The sequence below is a fragment of the Bacillus sp. SYZHCR11 genome (assembly GCF_057196865.1).
In genome coordinates this window covers 485,922-504,326 of record NZ_JBXUND010000001.1, presented here as the reverse complement: position 1 = coordinate 504,326, position 18,405 = coordinate 485,922, and the positions used below count along the sequence as shown (strand labels likewise).

Annotated in this window: 16 protein-coding genes and 1 pseudogene; 14 read left to right on the top strand and 3 right to left on the bottom strand. The window is 42.7% G+C overall.

What is annotated here, in order from left to right; all coding sequences use genetic code 11:
• Positions 1-37: 37 nt before the first annotated feature.
• From hfq to AC2CGA_RS02310, 7 genes are all read left to right on the top strand, one after another.
• Positions 38-259, top strand: a complete 222-nt coding sequence (hfq, locus tag AC2CGA_RS02340) for an RNA chaperone Hfq (protein ID WP_003154064.1) — start codon at positions 38-40, stop codon at positions 257-259.
• 96 nt (positions 260-355) lie between these two features.
• On the top strand, positions 356-631 hold the full coding sequence (locus AC2CGA_RS02335; RefSeq protein WP_003154063.1) for a YmzC family protein: 276 nt from the start codon (positions 356-358) through the stop codon (positions 629-631).
• A gap of 82 nt (positions 632-713) precedes the next feature.
• Positions 714-929, top strand: a complete 216-nt coding sequence (locus AC2CGA_RS02330) for a hypothetical protein (RefSeq protein WP_003154062.1) — start codon at positions 714-716, stop codon at positions 927-929.
• 259 nt (positions 930-1,188) lie between these two features.
• Positions 1,189-1,581: a class Ib ribonucleoside-diphosphate reductase assembly flavoprotein NrdI gene (nrdI, locus tag AC2CGA_RS02325; protein WP_014305044.1), complete on the top strand. Its 393-nt coding sequence runs from the start codon at positions 1,189-1,191 to the stop codon at positions 1,579-1,581.
• Positions 1,541-3,643 (top strand): class 1b ribonucleoside-diphosphate reductase subunit alpha, encoded by a 2,103-nt coding sequence (gene nrdE, locus AC2CGA_RS02320; RefSeq protein WP_003154060.1) that lies wholly within the window; start codon positions 1,541-1,543, stop codon positions 3,641-3,643. The genes nrdI and nrdE overlap by 41 nt, the downstream gene beginning before the upstream one ends.
• Positions 3,644-3,660: 17 nt before the next feature.
• Positions 3,661-4,650, top strand: a complete 990-nt coding sequence (nrdF, locus tag AC2CGA_RS02315) for a class 1b ribonucleoside-diphosphate reductase subunit beta (protein ID WP_003154059.1) — start codon at positions 3,661-3,663, stop codon at positions 4,648-4,650.
• Positions 4,651-4,698: 48 nt separating this feature from the next.
• Positions 4,699-5,319, top strand: coding sequence for a hypothetical protein (locus AC2CGA_RS02310; RefSeq protein WP_015388202.1), 621 nt, complete (start codon positions 4,699-4,701; stop codon positions 5,317-5,319).
• Positions 5,320-5,368: 49 nt separating this feature from the next.
• Here AC2CGA_RS02310 and AC2CGA_RS02305 read toward each other — a convergent pair.
• Positions 5,369-6,126: pseudogene (locus AC2CGA_RS02305) on the bottom strand (N-acetylmuramoyl-L-alanine amidase).
• A 306-nt stretch (positions 6,127-6,432) separates the two neighbouring features.
• Here AC2CGA_RS02305 and spoVK point away from each other — a divergent pair.
• The 5 genes from spoVK to glnA all read left to right on the top strand — a co-directional run bounded on the left by spoVK (position 6,433) and on the right by glnA (position 11,981).
• Positions 6,433-7,401, top strand: a complete 969-nt coding sequence (gene spoVK, locus AC2CGA_RS02300) for a stage V sporulation protein K (RefSeq protein ID WP_015417523.1) — start codon at positions 6,433-6,435, stop codon at positions 7,399-7,401.
• A gap of 129 nt (positions 7,402-7,530) precedes the next feature.
• Positions 7,531-8,793 carry a GTPase HflX gene (hflX, locus tag AC2CGA_RS02295; protein ID WP_015239904.1) on the top strand — a complete coding sequence of 421 codons (1,263 nt, stop codon included), beginning with the start codon at positions 7,531-7,533 and terminating at the stop codon, positions 8,791-8,793.
• 16 nt (positions 8,794-8,809) lie between these two features.
• Positions 8,810-10,075 carry a methionine gamma-lyase family protein gene (locus AC2CGA_RS02290; RefSeq protein WP_043867152.1) on the top strand — a complete coding sequence of 422 codons (1,266 nt, stop codon included), beginning with the start codon at positions 8,810-8,812 and terminating at the stop codon, positions 10,073-10,075.
• Positions 10,076-10,184: 109 nt separating this feature from the next.
• The gene (locus AC2CGA_RS02285; protein ID WP_007410366.1) at positions 10,185-10,589 is read left to right on the top strand and encodes a MerR family transcriptional regulator; all 405 of its coding nucleotides are present in this window, start codon (positions 10,185-10,187) and stop codon (positions 10,587-10,589) included.
• A gap of 57 nt (positions 10,590-10,646) precedes the next feature.
• On the top strand, positions 10,647-11,981 hold the full coding sequence (glnA, locus tag AC2CGA_RS02280; RefSeq protein WP_003154048.1) for a type I glutamate--ammonia ligase: 1,335 nt from the start codon (positions 10,647-10,649) through the stop codon (positions 11,979-11,981).
• A gap of 216 nt (positions 11,982-12,197) precedes the next feature.
• On the opposite strand, the gene AC2CGA_RS02275 is transcribed toward glnA, so the two are convergent.
• The gene (locus tag AC2CGA_RS02275) at positions 12,198-13,292 is read right to left on the bottom strand and encodes an L-dopachrome tautomerase-related protein (protein WP_043867153.1); all 1,095 of its coding nucleotides are present in this window, start codon (positions 13,290-13,292) and stop codon (positions 12,198-12,200) included.
• Positions 13,293-13,836: 544 nt separating this feature from the next.
• Here AC2CGA_RS02275 and AC2CGA_RS02270 point away from each other — a divergent pair.
• Both AC2CGA_RS02270 and xynB read left to right on the top strand, forming a co-directional pair.
• Positions 13,837-15,228, top strand: coding sequence for an MFS transporter (locus tag AC2CGA_RS02270; protein WP_003154046.1), 1,392 nt, complete (start codon positions 13,837-13,839; stop codon positions 15,226-15,228).
• 41 nt (positions 15,229-15,269) lie between these two features.
• Complete coding sequence (gene xynB, locus AC2CGA_RS02265) at positions 15,270-16,871, top strand: xylan 1,4-beta-xylosidase (RefSeq protein ID WP_003154045.1); 1,602 nt, start codon at positions 15,270-15,272, stop codon at positions 16,869-16,871.
• Positions 16,872-17,033: 162 nt separating this feature from the next.
• Here xynB and xylR read toward each other — a convergent pair whose 3' ends face one another.
• Positions 17,034-18,188, bottom strand: a complete 1,155-nt coding sequence (gene xylR / locus AC2CGA_RS02260) for a transcriptional repressor XylR (RefSeq protein WP_024085336.1) — start codon at positions 18,186-18,188, stop codon at positions 17,034-17,036.
• Positions 18,189-18,405: the final 217 nt, after the last annotated feature.

The following is an 18,405-nucleotide window of genomic DNA, read 5'->3' as shown; positions in this document are numbered from 1 at the left end:
GAAACAGTATTGTATTGAGAACCAAGGAGGACGAAACATGAAACCGATTAATATTCAAGATCAGTTTTTGAATCAAATCCGAAAAGACAATACGTTCGTCACGGTGTTTTTACTCAACGGCTTTCAGCTTCGCGGCCAGGTAAAAGGCTTTGACAACTTTACCGTTTTGCTCGAAACGGAGGGGAAGCAGCAGCTTATTTATAAACATGCCATCTCCACGTTCGCCCCGCAAAAAAACGTCCAGCTTGAGCTTGAATAGACTTTTTGACAAAGACCATGAACAATGGTCTTTTTCTATGCGCGTCTGTATATTGCAGGCCGTATATCGGAAAGATAAAAGGGGGTTCGGAAAATCGTGTTCGAAAGTGAAAATGAACTGAGAAGAATCAGGATTACGCTCGTTTGGATCGCTGTTTTTTTGCTGTTTGGAGCTTGCAGCAATCACGAGACGGTGGTGACGGATGATGACGGCGGCTTGGCGGATGCCGAATCGCAGACAGAAGGCATGGTGCAGCTGGAACATAATCGTTTCGGCATTGTCGAGGACGGTTACTTAAAAATATACCGCTATGATGAAAAAACGAATAAAATCGAACTGAAAAAAGAAACGGCGCTGGATGAGCTTGAATAAATTTCACAAGCGTTCGAATTTACAAAGCGGGCCGCACAAGCTACACTAAGTACTGACATTGATCATGCAGAGGGTGAGACGATTGAAACACAAGGTGATAATCAACCATTGGGAAGAAACTTGTGAAGATGATTCCTGCTATGAATATGGAACCAGCATCATCGTTGACGGCAAAGAACTGATCAGGGAGGCTTCCATCACAAGCGCTCTGAAAGCCGTACTGAAAGAAATCGGTGCTGATGTGGAGATTGAAGAAACCGTTGAAAGCGAAAAAAAATGTGATTCTTACAAAAAATAAGAATAAAAGTCTAGACTACTAAGCAGTTTTTTTTCATGTTATGATAGACATCGGCTTACACATGACACCTTGAGTAGGATGAGAGATGATTCTCGTTCTGCTCTCTTTTTTGGGCGTTAATCGGGCCGGAGCCAAAGTCCGCTCTTTCAAAAATATGAATTTTTTATAAATCGATCTCAATATGTTGTGTTTTTCTGAGAGGTTAGTATACTATATATAGTGTTAAGAGATTCATTATTTTTGATAGGTCGTGATAAGGATGGTTCAAATCATATTTGATTCAAAGACAGGGAATGTTCAGCGTTTTGTGAATAAAACAGACTTTCAGCTGATCCGCAAGGTGGACGAAATGGACCACGTGGACACTCCGTTTGTTTTGGTCACCTACACGACAAACTTCGGTCAGGTACCGGCATCAACACAATCATTTCTCGAAAAATACGCCCATCTCTTATTAGGAGTCGCTGCGAGCGGCAACAAAGTATGGGGCGATAACTTTGCAAAAAGCGCCGATACCATCTCTAGACAATATCAGGTGCCGATCTTGCACAAATTTGAACTCAGCGGCACATCTAAAGACGTTGAATTGTTTACTCAGGAGGTAGAAAGAGTTGTCACAAAATCAAGTGCCAAAATGGATCCAGTTAAATAACGAAATCATGATCCAACAAGATGGAAAATTCCAGTTTGATAAAGATAAAGAGGCTGTACATAGCTATTTTGTAGACTATATCAATCAAAACACAGTTTTCTTTCACGATTTAAAAGAGAAGCTGGATTATTTGATTGAAAACCAATACTACGAAGAGGAATTCTTAAGCCTTTATTCTTTTGAAGACATTAAAGAAGTGTTTAAGACAGCTTACGCTAAGAAGTTTCGTTTTCCTTCCTTCATGAGTGCGTTTAAATTCTATAATGACTATGCTTTGAAAACGAATGACAAGAAAAAAATCCTCGAGCGTTATGAGGACCGGATCTCAATTGTTGCGCTGTTCTTCGCAAACGGCGACACTGAGAAAGCAAAAGAATATGTGAATCTGATGATCAATCAGGAATATCAGCCGAGCACACCGACATTTTTGAATGCCGGCAGAAAACGCCGCGGAGAACTGGTGAGCTGTTTCTTGCTCGAAGTCAATGATTCCTTAAACGATATTTCACGGGCGATCGATATTTCCATGCAGCTTTCTAAACTGGGCGGCGGTGTTTCTCTTAACCTGTCCAAGCTCCGCGCGAAAGGTGAAGCGATTAAAGATGTTGAAAACGCCACAAAAGGTGTTGTAGGCGTCATGAAGCTTCTTGATAACGCGTTCCGTTACGCTGACCAAATGGGCCAAAGACAAGGCTCTGGCGCGGCGTACTTAAACATTTTCCACCGCGATATCAATGACTTTCTTGATACGAAAAAGATTTCTGCGGATGAAGATGTGCGCGTCAAAACGCTTTCTATCGGTGTCGTCATTCCGGATAAGTTCGTTGAGCTTGCACGTGAGGACAAAGCGGCTTATGTATTCTATCCGCACACGATTTATAAAGAATACGGCCAGCATATGGATGAGATGGACATGACGGCGATGTATGAGGAGCTTGTCGACAACCCGCGTGTCAAAAAAGAAAAAGTGAATGCGCGCAAATTGCTTGAAAAGCTTGCCGTTCTCCGTTCTGAGTCAGGTTATCCGTACATTATGTTCCAGGACAACGTAAACAAAGAGCATGCGAATAACCACGTATCAAAAGTGAAATTCTCGAACCTTTGCTCTGAAGTGCTTCAGGCGTCACAGGTTTCGGCTTACACAGATTATGACGAGGAAGACGAAATCGGCCTGGACATTTCCTGCAACCTTGGTTCATTAAATATTTTGAATGTCATGAAACATAAATCGATTGAGCGCACGGTGAAACTCGCGACGGATTCCCTGACTCATGTATCTGAGACGACGGATATCCGCAACGCGCCGGCAGTCAGACGCGCGAACAAAGCGATGAAGTCGATCGGTTTAGGCGCCATGAACCTTCACGGCTACCTGGCCCAAAACGGCATCGCTTATGAAAGCCCGGAAGCAAGAGATTTTGCGAATACGTTCTTTATGATGGTGAACTTTTATTCCATCCAGCGTTCAGCTGAGCTTGCGAAAGAAAAAGGCGAAACGTTTGAGCATTACGAAGGCTCCACTTATGCAACGGGAGAATATTTCAATAAATACATCGAAAAAGAGTTCTCACCGGCATACGAAAAAATCGCTGCGCTCTTTGAAGGCATGCACATCCCGACAATTGAAGACTGGAAAGAGCTGAAGGCGTTTGTCGCCGAAAACGGCATGTACCACAGTTACAGACTGTGCATCGCGCCGACAGGCTCCATTTCCTACGTCCAATCCAGCACGGCGTCCGTTATGCCGATCATGGAACGGATCGAAGAAAGAACATACGGAAATTCAAAAACGTATTACCCGATGCCGGGGTTAGCGTCTAATAACTGGTTCTTCTACAAAGAAGCTTATGATATGGACATGTTCAAAGTGGTGGATATGATCGCGACAATCCAGCAGCATATCGATCAGGGAATCAGCTTTACCCTGTTTTTGAAAGATACGATGACAACTCGTGATCTGAACCGTATTGATCTGTATGCCCACCATAGAGGCATCAAAACCATTTACTATGCAAGAACGAAAGATACCGGGCAGGACAGCTGTCTTTCTTGTGTCGTTTGATTAAAGGAGAGTTAACAGTGACAAAAATTTATGACGCAGCAAACTGGTCAAAGCATGAAGATGATTTCACCCAAATGTTCTACAACCAAAACGTAAAGCAGTTTTGGCTTCCGGAAGAGATCGCATTAAACGGCGATCTTCTTACTTGGAAGTATTTGGGTAAAAATGAGCAGGATACGTACATGAAGGTGCTCGCCGGCCTGACACTGCTTGATACAGAGCAGGGGAACACAGGCATGCCGATTGTGGCCGAGCACGTCGAAGGCCATCAGCGAAAAGCGGTTCTTAATTTCATGGCGATGATGGAAAACGCGGTGCACGCAAAATCATATTCAAATATTTTTATGACGCTTGCTCCGACTGAAACGATCAACGAAGTATTTGAATGGGTAAAGCAGAATAAATATCTGCAAAAAAAAGCGCAAATGATTGTCGGGCTTTACAAAGCCATTCAAAAAGATGATGAAATTTCACTGTTCAAAGCGATGGTTGCTTCTGTCTATCTGGAAAGCTTCCTTTTCTACAGCGGTTTCTATTATCCGTTATATTTCTACGGACAGGGAAAACTGATGCAAAGCGGTGAGATCATCAACCTGATTCTTCGTGATGAAGCGATCCACGGTGTATATGTCGGACTGCTGGCCCAGGAAATATTCAATAAACAAACAGAAGCGAAAAAAGCGGAACTTCGCGAATTTGCGGTTGAGCTTTTAGAAGAGCTTTATCACAATGAGCTTGAATATACAGAGGATCTCTACGACCAAGTCGGGCTGTCTCATGACGTAAAGAAATTCATCCGCTATAACGCCAATAAAGCTTTGATGAACTTAGGGTTCGATCCTTACTTTGAAGAAGAGGATATTAATCCGATTGTATTAAACGGATTAAACACCAAAACAAAATCACATGATTTCTTCTCCATGAAAGGGAACGGCTACAAAAAGGCGACGGTAGAACCGATTAAGGACGAAGATTTTTATTTTGGCCAAGATGAAGAGCAGATATAATATCTGCTCTTTTGGCTTGAGTGGAGAGGTAAGACAGGAGGAACGGGCATGAATAAAATGGATGAAATCATCTTGGCTGCACCGCGGAGTGACGTCTTTCAAAACGAAATGCTGACATTTCAGGGAGTCAACAGCGAGGATGAACGTATCATAAAAATTATGGCTCAAATTGAGGCGCATTTTTTTGAAATCAGAAGAGGCGACGCGGAAGAGGACCCGCGATTTAAACAGCCGATTCCGTATGTCGTCATCCGCCGCGATGATGAGGTATTTGTGTATGAACGGCTCGCGGGCGGAGGGGAATCGCGCCTCCATAATAAGCTTTCTCTCGGCTTCGGCGGACACATGAACCCTATGGAAGGGGCGGCTTCATTTTCGGAAGTGCTGAAACAGAACACCGACCGGGAGCTGGCGGAAGAACTGTACATTCGCGAGGAGGACAAACAAAATATTGTCACACTCGGCCTGATCAATGATGATGAAAACGATGTAGGGAAGGTGCATATCGGCATCCTTTCTGCGCTCCAGTTAGCGCCTGCAGCACAAGTCGAAGTGAAAGAAAAAGATCAAATCGCCGGGCGCTGGATGAAACTGAGCGAACTGAAAGAGGAAAATGTGTATCAGCGTCTTGAAGCTTGGTCTCGGTTTGTCGCCGATATACTTCAATAACAAAAAACCCCCGTTCGTCCCAAAAAGGGAGAGCAGGGGTTTTTTCCATTTAGTCTTGCACAATGAAGGCATCAAATCCGGCTTTTTCGGCCCGCGCTGCCAACGCTTCAGCATAATCTCTGGAAGAGAATGCGCCGATCTGCACTTTGAATAAGCCGCCTTTTGGAAGCACAATCGCGTCAAAACCTTTAGACACCGCATCGGCGGCAAGCGCATCAGCATTTGCTTTCACTTTGAATGCGCCGATTTGCACTTTATATAAGTCAGCTTTTTTTTTAGACCGAAAGCTTGCTCCAAGCCCTTAGCATGTCCTCTTGCAAGGCTTTCAATAAAACTGGCTGTTTTCAGTTTGTTTGCATCAGCTGACGTATCAACAAAACCATTCTCCGTCAAAATCGCCGGCATACTTGTCTCCCGCAGCACATGGAAGTTGGCTGTTTTTTTTCCGCGGTCATTAAAACCCGATGCTTGAATTACTTGCGTGTGGACGGCTGATTGGTAAGTCGAGGTCGGCGCTCCGACACCGGGGTAAATATAGCTTTCGAATCCGGTTCCGCCTCCTGAGTTAATATGAATGGATAAAAAATAATCTGCGCCCCAGCTGTTGGCGGCATCCGTTCTTTCCGTCAGGCTGACCGTCTTATCGCTTGTCCTGCTCATCGTGACAGAAACTCCTTCATACTCATTCGTCAGAATCGTGCGCAAAGCCAGCGCGATCTCCAGCGTGACCGCTTTTTCCTGAAGTCCGTTTCCGGTTGCACCTGAATCAGTTCCGCCATGACCGGGGTCTATAAAAATTTTAACCATTCTCCATCACCTCATTACAGCATATGATGATATTCAAAAGGTGCTTGTACGGCTGTCATTCATGAAAAAAATGAGAAATACACCCAACATTTCCCGGAAAATAAAAATAAATGGTTTGTCCTCCCGTTTTTGCTGAATACAATAAGAAATGAAAAATATTTCTCGGGAAAGCGCAGGATTCAACATCATTCCCGAAGAGAACGGAAAAAGTGACAGATAAAGAGGAAAACGGGCCTCATGATGATAGGCGGATGTCACAGAACCGCTTCATCATGAGTAAGATAAAGAGAGAACAGAGAGGTGAGCATGTTGGAGCGCGCTGTAACCTATAAAAATAACGGACAAATTAACATCATTCTTAATGGCCAAAAGCAAGTGCTGACAAATGCAGAAGCTGAGGCGGAATATCAGGCCGCCCTGCAAAAAAATGAAGCCAAGCACAGCATTCTGAAAGAAATTGAAAAAGAAATGAACACATTAGTGGGTATGGAAGAAATGAAACGCAACATTAAAGAAATTTACGCGTGGATATTCGTCAACCAAAAACGGGCCGAACAAGGGCTGAAAGTCGGAAAACAAGCTCTTCATATGATGTTCAAAGGGAACCCCGGCACCGGGAAAACCACCGTCGCGAGACTGATCGGCAAGCTTTTCTTCGAGATGAACGTTCTTTCCAAAGGACATCTGATCGAAGCGGAACGTGCCGATCTCGTCGGTGAATACATCGGACACACGGCGCAAAAAACGAGAGATCTGATTAAAAAATCGCTTGGGGGCATTTTATTCATTGATGAAGCATACTCACTTGCAAGAGGCGGAGAAAAGGATTTCGGTAAAGAGGCGATTGATACGCTTGTCAAACATATGGAAGACAAACAGCATGAATTTATTCTGATCCTGGCAGGGTACTCGAGAGAAATGACACATTTCCTGTCATTAAATCCCGGTCTGCAATCGCGCTTCCCTATCAGCATCGATTTTCCGGATTACTCTGTCACTCAGCTGATGGACATCGCAAAGCGCATGATAGCAGAGCGGGAGTATCAATTAAGCCAGGAAGCCGAGTGGAAGTTAAAAGATTACTTAATGACAGTGAAAAGCACGACAAGCCCCATTAAATTCAGCAACGGGCGCTTTGTCAGAAACGTGATTGAAAAATCAATCCGCGCTCAGGCCATGAGGCTTTTAATGGGAGACCAATACTTAAAAAACGATTTAATGACGATCAAGAGCCAGGATTTACTTATAAAAGATGAGGCGGCAGCTCACGAATAGACCTCTCAGCCGGTTTGAGGGGTCTCTTTTTTATTTCTCTCTTTAAAACCCGCCGGATGTGTGGTATACGCCCTGCGGGTTTGGTATGATAGTACTACTGCCCAATACGACACAGAAAGGAACATCCATTTGAACGAACAGGAAGGAAAAAAAGAAACGGTCATTTTGGTCGGCTGCCAGCTTCCGCACATGACAGATGAGCACTTTGAACATTCCATGGAAGAGCTTGCTTCATTGACAAAAACGGCTGACGGAACGGTGCTGACCCGGATTACGCAAAAACGGAACAGAGCGGATGCCGCTACATACATAGGCAAGGGGAAAGTAGACGAGCTGAAGGCGCTGTGTGAAGAGCTTGAAGCGGATCTGGTTATTTTTAATGATGAACTGTCACCGAGCCAGCTTAAATCACTCGCCACTGCAATTGAAGCGAAGATCATCGACCGCACGCAGCTTATTTTGGATATATTCGCAAAAAGGGCGAAGACGAGAGAAGGAAAGCTTCAGATCGAATTGGCCCAGCTTCAATACGCGCTGCCGCGTCTGAGCGGACAAGGAATCAATCTCTCAAGACAAGGCGGCGGAATCGGGACGAGAGGGCCCGGTGAGACAAAGCTTGAAACAGACCGGCGCCACATTAGAAACCGCATACACGAAATTAACGTGCAGCTGTCAACGGTTATCCGCCACAGAAGCCGTTATCGGGAGAGACGCAAAAAGAACGGCGTGCTTCAGGCTGCACTCGTCGGTTATACCAATGCAGGAAAATCAACGTGGTTCAATCAATTAACAAGCTCAGACAGCTATGAAGAAGATCTGCTGTTTGCAACACTTGATCCGATGACGAGAAAGATGGCGCTCCCAAGCGGCTACAGCGTCCTTTTGTCTGATACGGTCGGCTTCATTCAGGATCTGCCGACGACGCTGATTGCCGCTTTCCGTTCAACGCTTGAGGAAGTGAAGGAAGCAGACTTGATCATTCATGTCATTGATTCATCCAATGAAGATTATGCCGGGCATGAACAGACTGTCCTCGGACTGTTAAAAGAGCTTGAGGCAGATGATATTCCGGTGCTGACCGCTTATAACAAACGTGATGAGACACTTCCTGACTTCATCCCGACAGCGGGAGAAGGCCACATCATGATCAGCGCCCGAATCGCCGGGGATGAAGCGAAACTAAAAGCGGAAATCGAAGCTTATTTGCGCCGGGAGCTGATGACACCGTATGAAGTTCATGTGCCTGCCGCCGAAGGCAAATTGATGTCACGCATCAAATCAGAGACCATGATCGACAGCCTTTATTTTAATGAAGAAAATGAACGCTACGAAGTTTCAGGTTATGTACAGGAAGAACAAAGCATACTCGGAGAATTGAAGAAATTCATGTAAGGAAGGTATACACAACATGTTTGACACACTGACCCACGGCGCTCTTTTACAAAAAACCGCCGAAGAAACAGAAGCGGAAATCTCCGCCGTTCATAAAAGAATAGAAGAAATCAGTGAACGGAATGAATGGAGAGTCCTGCAAAGCTACAGAAAACATAAAGTAAGCGATACGCATTTTACGCCTTCAACCGGATACGGTTATGATGATATCGGACGGGATACACTGGAGAAGATCTATGCTGATGTGTTCGGAGGAGAGGAGGGACTTGTGCGGCCGCAAATCATTTCCGGTACGCATGCGATTTCAATCGCGCTCTTCGGCGTGCTGAGACCCGGGGACGAATTGCTTTATATCACAGGCAAGCCTTACGATACACTCGAGGAAATCGTCGGAGTAAGAGGCGGGGAGTATTCAGGCTCGCTTAAGGAATTTCAAATCGGATACAATGCAGTCGATTTAACATCAGAAGGCAGAGTGGACTTTGAAGCAGTCCGGGCTGCAATCCGGCCGAATACAAAAGTGATCGGCATCCAGCGTTCAAAAGGATATGCGAATCGTCCGTCTTTCAGAATAAATGAAATTGAAGAGATGATTCGTTTCGTAAAGGAAATCAAAGAGGATGTCATTGTTTTTGTGGACAATTGCTACGGAGAATTTGCAGAAGAGCGGGAACCCTGCCACGTCGGAGCGGATCTTATGGCCGGCTCCCTGATTAAAAACCCGGGCGGCGGCCTTGCTAAAACGGGCGGCTATCTTGTAGGGAAAGCCAAGTGGATTGAGGCCTGCTCTTACCGGATGACCTCCCCGGGAATCGGAAGTGAGGCCGGTGCTTCGCTTTATTCACTGCAGGAAATGTATCAAGGTTTCTTTCTCGCTCCGCATGTAGTGGCGCAAAGCTTGAAGGGAGCGGTATTTACCGCCCGTTTTCTTGAAAAGCTCGGCTTTACGTCAAACCCTGCATGGAATGCGCCGAGAACGGATCTGATTCAATCAGTTGAGTTTCAGGACCCTGATAAGATGATCGCTTTTTGCCAGGCGATACAATATGCATCACCGATTAATGCGCATGTGACGCCTTATCCGAGCTATATGCCGGGATATGAAGACGATGTCATTATGGCAGCGGGCACTTTCGTACAGGGAGCAAGCATTGAATTATCAGCAGATGGACCTATCAGACCGCCTTATGTCGCGTATGTCCAAGGAGGATTAACCTACGCGCACGTGAAAAATGCGATTTGCAGCGCCGTAAATGCTTTAATGGAAAAAGAGCTGATTTAGGGCGTTTGCAATTTTCAAAGAATTTGATGTTAAGATTCCTTACATTGTGTTGACACAAAATATAACATCACCTATAATGAGACTAAGATAAGAAAAGGAGGAAATTGAGATGAGTGATAACATTCGCCGCTCAATGCCTTTATTTCCAATTGGGATTGTCATGCAGTTAACAGAACTTTCTGCCCGGCAAATTCGATATTATGAGGAAAATGGATTGATATTTCCAGCGAGAAGCGAAGGAAATAGACGATTATTTTCATTCCATGATGTAGATAAACTGTTAGAAATCAAAAATCTGATTGAACAAGGCGTCAATATGGCGGGGATCAAACAAATTCTGGATAAGGCATCTGCCGAACCGGAAGAAAAATCCGAAAAAACCGCCAAACCGATGAAGCACAATCTGTCTGATGACGAACTCAGAAAGCTTCTGAAAAACGAACTGATGCAGGCAGGCCGTTTCCAGCGGGGAAATACTTTCCGCCAAGGTGACATGTCCCGATTCTTTCATTAATCCGTTAGCAACTGTTTTGCTATATACATTTACCTTTTAGAGGAGGAGTTTTACGAAATGGCAAAGTACACAAGAGAAGACATCGTAAAATTAGTAAACGAGGAAAACGTAAAGTATATCCGCCTTCAATTCACAGACATTCTCGGAACGATTAAAAACGTGGAAATTCCTGTGAGCCAGCTTGAAAAAGCACTTGATAATAAATGCATGTTCGACGGTTCTTCCATCGAAGGTTTCGTCCGTATCGAAGAGTCTGATATGTACTTATATCCTGATCTGAACACATTTGTAATCTTCCCGTGGACGGCTGAAAAAGGTAAAGTAGCACGCTTCATCTGTGACATTTACAATCCGGACGGCACGCCGTTCGAAGGTGACCCGCGTAACAACCTCAAACGGATTCTGAAAGAAATGAAAGAACTCGGTTTCAGCGATTTCAATCTTGGACCTGAGCCTGAATTCTTCCTTTTTAAATTAGATGAAAAAGGCGAACCGACGCTTGAATTGAACGATAAAGGCGGATACTTCGACCTGGCTCCGACTGACTTGGGAGAAAACTGCCGCCGCGATATCGTGCTTGAGCTTGAAGAAATGGGCTTTGAAATCGAAGCATCTCACCATGAAGTTGCTCCTGGTCAGCACGAAATCGATTTTAAATATGCCGGTGCCATCCGTTCTTGTGACGACATCCAAACTTTCAAACTGGTTGTCAAAACGATCGCCCGCAAACACGGTCTGCATGCGACATTCATGCCAAAACCGCTGTTCGGCGTAAACGGTTCCGGTATGCACTGCAACCTATCACTCTTTAAAGATAACGTTAACGCATTCTTTGATAAAGACGCTGATCTTCAGCTGAGTGAAACAGCAAAACATTTCATTGCCGGTATCGTAAAACATGCGACAAGCTTTACGGCTGTCACAAACCCGACAGTGAACTCTTACAAACGCCTTGTTCCGGGCTATGAAGCACCTTGCTACGTGGCATGGAGCGCGCAAAACAGAAGCCCGCTGATCCGTATCCCGGCTTCCCGCGGCATCAGCACGCGTGTTGAAGTCCGCAGCGTAGACCCGGCGGCAAACCCGTACCTGGCGTTAAGCGTATTGCTTGCAGCAGGCCTTGACGGAATCAAAAACAAACTTGAAGCACCGGCTCCGATTGACCGCAACATCTACGTCATGAGCAAAGAAGAGCGCATGGAAAACGGCATCGTAGATCTTCCGGCGACACTGGCGGAAGCTCTCGACGAATTCAAATCAAACGAAGTCATGGTTGCAGCGCTCGGCGAGCACCTGTTCGAACACTTCATTGAAGCAAAAGAAATCGAATGGGATATGTTCCGCACACAGGTTCATCCGTGGGAGCGCGAACAATACATGTCTCAGTATTAATCTCTCAATCCCTTGGCACTATTGGTGTCAGGGGATTTTTTAAGTTTTGGTCAAAAGGTTAAGAGGTCGATATTTTGGTCCTTGACCAAAAAAAATGAAGTTATGAATCTAACTCCATAATTGAGGACACGTATTTATTGTAATCCCTTATTCGGTTTAGGATGAAGGCTAAATGATGCCAATTATGCTCTAAAATTGAACCGGCCATTTTTATTTTCAAAAAGCAGGAGCAGGAAATTCATCAATTTTGATACGAAGTAAACTATAAGGTTTCTGTCGTAAGTCTTCTCCATAATGAAATCTAGCCTGCCGATGTAATTGGTTCACGATGACATATAAGTATTCATCCGGACCAATCGAAAAAGTATCCGGCCATAAAATTCTCGGATCATGTGCGATGGTTTCCATTGTGCCATTCGGCAGCATCTTTCGAATACTATTGTTCTCGTAATCTCCGGCATAAACGGCTCCTTTTGCATCTGTAATCATTCCATCAGACGCGCCTTTCTCTCCCCAATACGCCACATGATAAAGTAAATCCATGTCCGATATATTTCTATCTCTCAGGGCTTCTGTTGAGATAGAGAACAAATGGCGGCTGGTCAGGGGACAAAAAAATAATACCTTTCCGTCGGGAGAGATCGCAATACCGTCGGATGCCAGCCTAAATGGGGAAGTTGAACCATCCTTGTTACGATTCATCAAAATTTTGCCTTCTACTTTCGGTATAAAAGAGGAATCCGGTGAAGTTGGATTTGCTCCATTTAACCGTCTAAATGCGTTTCCGGTTTCTAAATTAACGACGATAATAGCTCCTGGTCCTTTGGAAGAAGAATCCGTTATATAGGCATAACCTGCAGTTCCGACACGAAAATCAAATCGGACATCATTCAGGTAGGTTGTTGGAAGGACAACATCTTCTGTAAAGGTATACACTCTTCTGATTGTATTGGTTTTTAAATCAACAGCGACTAATTTTGCCCCGCCTTTAATTGGTTCAGAAAAATTGGGCGCCGCTGTATCTAGTATCCAAAGCGTTCCTCTTCCATCAGCAACTACACTTTGGACACTGATGAAAGTCATTTTGATATTCTCAAAGTTAACCAAATTGGTTTGTAAATCAGGATAAGGCTGCAATTTATCCCCAATTATTTCCGCTACCGTAAATTTAACATCGTCTCCCCATTTCGGAAAACAAATGAATATACGTCCGGTTTCTGAGACAGTAACACCGGTAGGCATAGCTCCATAAAATGCATAAACCAGTTCTAAATCACCAAAATATTTTTCAAAAGGCAGCATAGGTTTCATCATATCCTCCTCAACCAATTAAACGGGATATCACTTATATATGATTCGCATTTTTTCAAGTGCATGTTTCTTAATAAGTTTTTCTAAACAAAAGATGATGGAAGTGCTTATCATTTAATAAATCAGTCAGGTGACACATAGGGTTTTTACTTAACGTCTGTCGAAGGAGCCGGCAATTACAACATGGTATGTCCTTTGAATCGGTTTTAAATTTTCTGAAAAAAGAGTTGAAAAAGCAGAAAAGATTTTATAATATGAAACCAAGTTAGTTTGTTCGATCAACAAACTAATAAACCGCTTTAATTGTCCATCATGTAAAATCTTAAATGGGAGGGGGATAAGAGGCTCAATTTAATTGGAGGTATATATAAAACGAAAGCCAAGCTTTTATCCTGTTCACTATGATGAAAATGCTCTGTGAAAGTAAACCGCTATCATTTTTTTGAAAGCGCTTTTATAAAGACCTCACTGGCCGATAAAATTGAAGAAATGTTATACCATTCATCATGTTCCTTATGTAAAGGATCGAAAAGGGGAGGAAATCATGCTCAGTGAAAATGTAAAGAAGATCAGCATGGTTGAAAAAGTTGGATATGCGTCTGGAGATTTTGCATGTAATTTAATTTATGCAACAGTGTCTACTTATCTTTTGTTCTTCTATACAGATATATTTGGTTTACCGGCAGCAACAGCCGGTACGATGTTTTTAGTGGTTAGAATCATCGACGCTCTCGCTGATCCTTTTATTGGAACGATAGTAGACAGAACAAATAGCAGGTTTGGACGCTTCAGACCGTATCTTTTATTCGGAGCTTTTCCATTTGTCATATTGGCAATACTCTGTTTTACAACCCCGGATTTTTCGGATATGGGGAAATTAATATATGCCTATATCACCTATGTCGGCTTGTCGCTTACATACACAATGATAAACGTGCCATATGGCGCGTTAACATCTGCAATGACCCGAAATAATCAAGAAGTTGTTAGTATAACGTCTGTCCGTATGTTATTTGCGAATCTTGGGGGACTTGTCGTTGCATTTTTTGTTCCCTTGCTGGCTGCTTATTTAAGCGATACTTCCGGCAGCGAATCTCTTGGCTGGCAGCTAACCATGGGTATTATGGGAGTTATAGGCGGGTGCCTTTTAATCTTTTGTTTTAAAAGCACAAAAGAGCGTGTCACGCTTCAAAAATCTGAAGAAAAAATTAAATTATCGGATATATTTGAGCAATTTCGTGTTAATCGGCCTCTAGTTGTATTAAGTATTTTCTTTATTATTATTTTTGGAGTGAATTCAATCAGTAATTCGGTTGGCATCTATTACGTAACGTATAATTTAGAAAGAGCGGATTTAGTGAAGTGGTACGGTTTGTTGGGAAGTTTGCCTGCTTTGGTCATTTTACCGTTTATTCCAAAGCTTCATCAATTATTAGGGAAGAAGAAATTACTAAACTATGCATTATTACTGAATATGATCGGCCTCTTAGCTTTACTGTTTGTTCCGCCAAGTAATGTATTCCTGATACTTTCCTTTCGATTGCTGGCCGCTGCAGGAAGTCTCACTGCCGGGGGATATATGTGGGCGCTTATTCCTGAAACAATCGAATATGGAGAGTATAAGACCGGGAAAAGAATGGGCGGTCTCATATACGCTATTATCGGATTTTTCTTTAAATTCGGCATGGCCTTGGGAGGGGTTGTACCGGGTTTGGTTCTAGATCAGTTTGGATATGTGGCAAATCAGGCGCAAACGCCGGAGGCATTGACGGGAATTTTAATTACAGCAACCATTATTCCCGTGTTCTTACTGGTTCTGGCCATGATTGATATTAATTTCTATAACTTAGATGAGAAAAAATATAAAAACATGGTTCGAGAATTAGAGAATAGAGACAAAGTTTATTTGGATCATATTGACGATTTCAAAGCTTAAAACATGATAGTCAACAGAAAATAGCTGAGGAGGCGTTCTGCATGAAGATTATCAATCCAGTACTTAAAGGATTCAACCCCGATCCGAGTATTTGCAGAGTGGGAGAGGATTATTATATCGCTGTATCTACATTTGAGTGGTTTCCGGGAGTCCAGATACACCATTCAAAAGATTTAGTCAATTGGCACTTAGTTGCACATCCATTACAGAGAGTTTCGCAATTAGACATGAAAGGAAATCCTAATTCAGGCGGGGTCTGGGCGCCATGTTTAAGTTACAGCGACGGAAAGTTTTGGCTGATCTATACGGATGTTAAGGTCGTAGATGGCGCTTGGAAAGATTGCCACAATTATTTAGTGACTTGTGACACGATTGATGGTGATTGGGGGGAGCCGATCACATTAAACAGCTCGGGGTTTGATGCTTCTTTGTTCCATGATACGGATGGAAAAAAATATTTATTAAATATGTTATGGGATCAGCGTATTGATCGGCACTCCTTTGGAGGCATTGTTATGCAGGAATATTCTGATAAAGAGCAAAAACTGATCGGTAAACCGAAAGTGATATTTAAAGGAACTGAAAGAAAGCTGACGGAAGCGCCGCACCTTTATCATATCGGGAACTATTATTATTTATTAACCGCAGAAGGAGGAACGCGGTTCGAACACGCTGCTACAATTGCCCGTTCTGCAAATATCGAGGGTCCATATGAAGTTCATCCCGATAATCCAATCTTAACGTCATGGCATGATCCGGGAAACCCATTGCAAAAATGCGGGCATGCATCCATTGTACAAACACATACAGGTGAGTGGTATTTAGCCCATTTAACGGGACGTCCCATTCATCCGGACGATGATTCAATTTTTCAGCAGAGAGGATATTGTCCTTTGGGCAGAGAAACAGCTATTCAAAAGCTCTATTGGAAAGATGGCTGGCCTTATGTAGAAGGCGGAAAAGAAGGGAGCTTGGAGGTGGATGCGCCTTCTATACCTGAAACCATATTTGAAGACACGTATCCGGAAGTTGATGAATTTGAGGATGCAACATTAAATATTAATTTTCAAACGTTAAGAATCCCTTTTACGGAGAAATTAGGTTCATTAACTCAAGCGCCAAATCATTTACGATTATACGGCCATGAATCCTTAACTTCGACATTTACTCAGGCATTTGTAGCCAGACGCTGGCAAAGTCTCCATTTTGAAGCGGAAACGGCTGTTGCGTTTTATCCGGAAAATTTTCAGCAAGCCGCTGGTTTGGTGAACTATTACAATACAGAGAACTGGACGGCTCTTCAAGTCACGCATGATGAAGAACTTGGCCGTATTCTTGAATTAACGATATGTGATAACTTTTCTTTTTCACAACCGTTAAAAAATAAAATTGTGATTCCTCGTGAAGTCAAGTACGTCTATTTAAAAGTGAATATTGAAAACGAAAAATATTATTATTTCTATTCATTTAACAAAGAAGATTGGTACAAAATCGATATTGCATTGGAATCGAAAAAATTATCAGATGATTACATCCGCGGCGGGGGATTCTTTACAGGAGCTTTTGTAGGGATGCAATGCCAAGATACGAGCGGAAATCATATTCCGGCCGACTTCAGATATTTTCGTTATAAAGAAAAATGAATGTCCGCATGAAAAAGGAGCTTTCTATTTTGGAACTCCTTTTTCATATTAGAAAATGCCTGTGTGGAAAAACACGTCAGAAATGCTCCCATTCAGGATGAAAATAACAAAACAAAAAACCCATCTTTAAAGATGAGCGTAAAACATAGAAGTTTGTACATTTCAGTTATGAACCATGTCGAGAAAATGATCAATCACAATAGAGGACATTCCCAATGCCGGTGCGTTTTTTCCTAGGATAGATGGTAATAATTCATAGCTATTGTCTAGGTGGGAATAAACCCTGGACGATACTTCGCTTTTAATTGAATGTAAAACCATAGGATGCGATTCGATGATGCTGTTTCTTAAAATGATGGCTTGCGGATTGAATGTATTTAAAATATTGGTCAGGCCTATCCCTAAATAGAATCCAAAATTCTGTAACGCATGTAAAGTTTCAATATCATTCAGATGGGCGAGGTCTATGATATCTTGAGTGGACACTTTTTTCTCTATCGTCTGAAGAGATGTTAATAAAGCCTTTTCGGAAGCATACAATTCCCAGCAGCCTCGGTTTCCGCAACTGCATTTCGGACCATTAAAGTCTATTGTCATATGTCCCATTTCTCCAGAGAATCCGCCAACCCCTCTGTATAAATCATTGTTTATAATAACGCCGATTCCTATCCCTGTACCGATACTTGCATAAATCATGTTATCGTGATTTTTTGCAGCGCCGAATACTTTTTCTCCATATGCGCCGGCATTTGCCTCATTTTCAATAAAAACAGGCACATTGAACTTCTCTTGGATGAAAGATTTTAAGTCAATATCTCTCCAGTTGGAGTTCGGAGCGAAAACAATTTTTTGATTTTTATCAATTAACCCGGGAACGCATATGCCTATACCAATAAGCCCGTACGGAGATTGCGGCATATTTGCAATAAAGTGAAGAATCATCTCAATTAAAATATCTTTCGTTATTTCAGAAGAGCTGCATTCCAAATGGTGGTGTTGATCAAGAACAATTGTCCCTTCAAGGTCGGTTAAAATGCCGTTAATATAATCCACACCTACATCTATTCCTACGGAGTATCCTGCTTTTCTATTAAAAACAAGCATGACAGGTCTTCTGCCGCCGCTTGATTGTCCCTGACCGATTTCAAATACAAGATTTTCTTTCATTAATGTGTTTACCTGTGATGAAACAGTCGATTTATTTAATCCGGTCATTTCAGATAATTTTGCTCTTGAAATAGGAGCATTCTTAAGTATTTCGTTTAGTAATAACTTTTGGTTAACTTTTTTGACAAAGGCTTGATCAGCGATATCCACTTCATCCACTCCGTTTGTATAATCTTTAAATTAAGTTGAACGTTCTGTGTTTATCGTGCGAAACGCTACATAGCGAATCCAACCTTTATTATATCTAATGTGTTCGTAAAAAACTAAAAAAAATATTGAAAATACTGATGAGGTTATATAAGATGAAAATAAGTTAGTTTGTTTAGGCAACAAACTAATATATAACATGACATAAAATCATCTGTAT

Excerpts from the sequence above, each read along its gene's own strand:
- hfq (WP_003154064.1), top strand. The coding sequence starts at position 38 with ATGAAACCGATTAATATTCAAGATCAGTTTTTGAATCAAATCCGAAAA.
- nrdI (WP_014305044.1), top strand. The coding sequence starts at position 1,189 with ATGGTTCAAATCATATTTGATTCAAAGACAGGGAATGTTCAGCGTTTT.
- AC2CGA_RS02310 (WP_015388202.1), top strand. The coding sequence starts at position 4,699 with ATGAATAAAATGGATGAAATCATCTTGGCTGCACCGCGGAGTGACGTC.
- spoVK (WP_015417523.1), top strand. The coding sequence starts at position 6,433 with ATGTTGGAGCGCGCTGTAACCTATAAAAATAACGGACAAATTAACATC.
- AC2CGA_RS02290 (WP_043867152.1), top strand. The coding sequence starts at position 8,810 with ATGTTTGACACACTGACCCACGGCGCTCTTTTACAAAAAACCGCCGAA.
- AC2CGA_RS02285 (WP_007410366.1), top strand. The coding sequence starts at position 10,185 with ATGAGTGATAACATTCGCCGCTCAATGCCTTTATTTCCAATTGGGATT.
- glnA (WP_003154048.1), top strand. The coding sequence starts at position 10,647 with ATGGCAAAGTACACAAGAGAAGACATCGTAAAATTAGTAAACGAGGAA.
- AC2CGA_RS02275 (WP_043867153.1), bottom strand. The coding sequence starts at position 13,292 with ATGAAACCTATGCTGCCTTTTGAAAAATATTTTGGTGATTTAGAACTG.
- AC2CGA_RS02270 (WP_003154046.1), top strand. The coding sequence starts at position 13,837 with ATGCTCAGTGAAAATGTAAAGAAGATCAGCATGGTTGAAAAAGTTGGA.
- xynB (WP_003154045.1), top strand. The coding sequence starts at position 15,270 with ATGAAGATTATCAATCCAGTACTTAAAGGATTCAACCCCGATCCGAGT.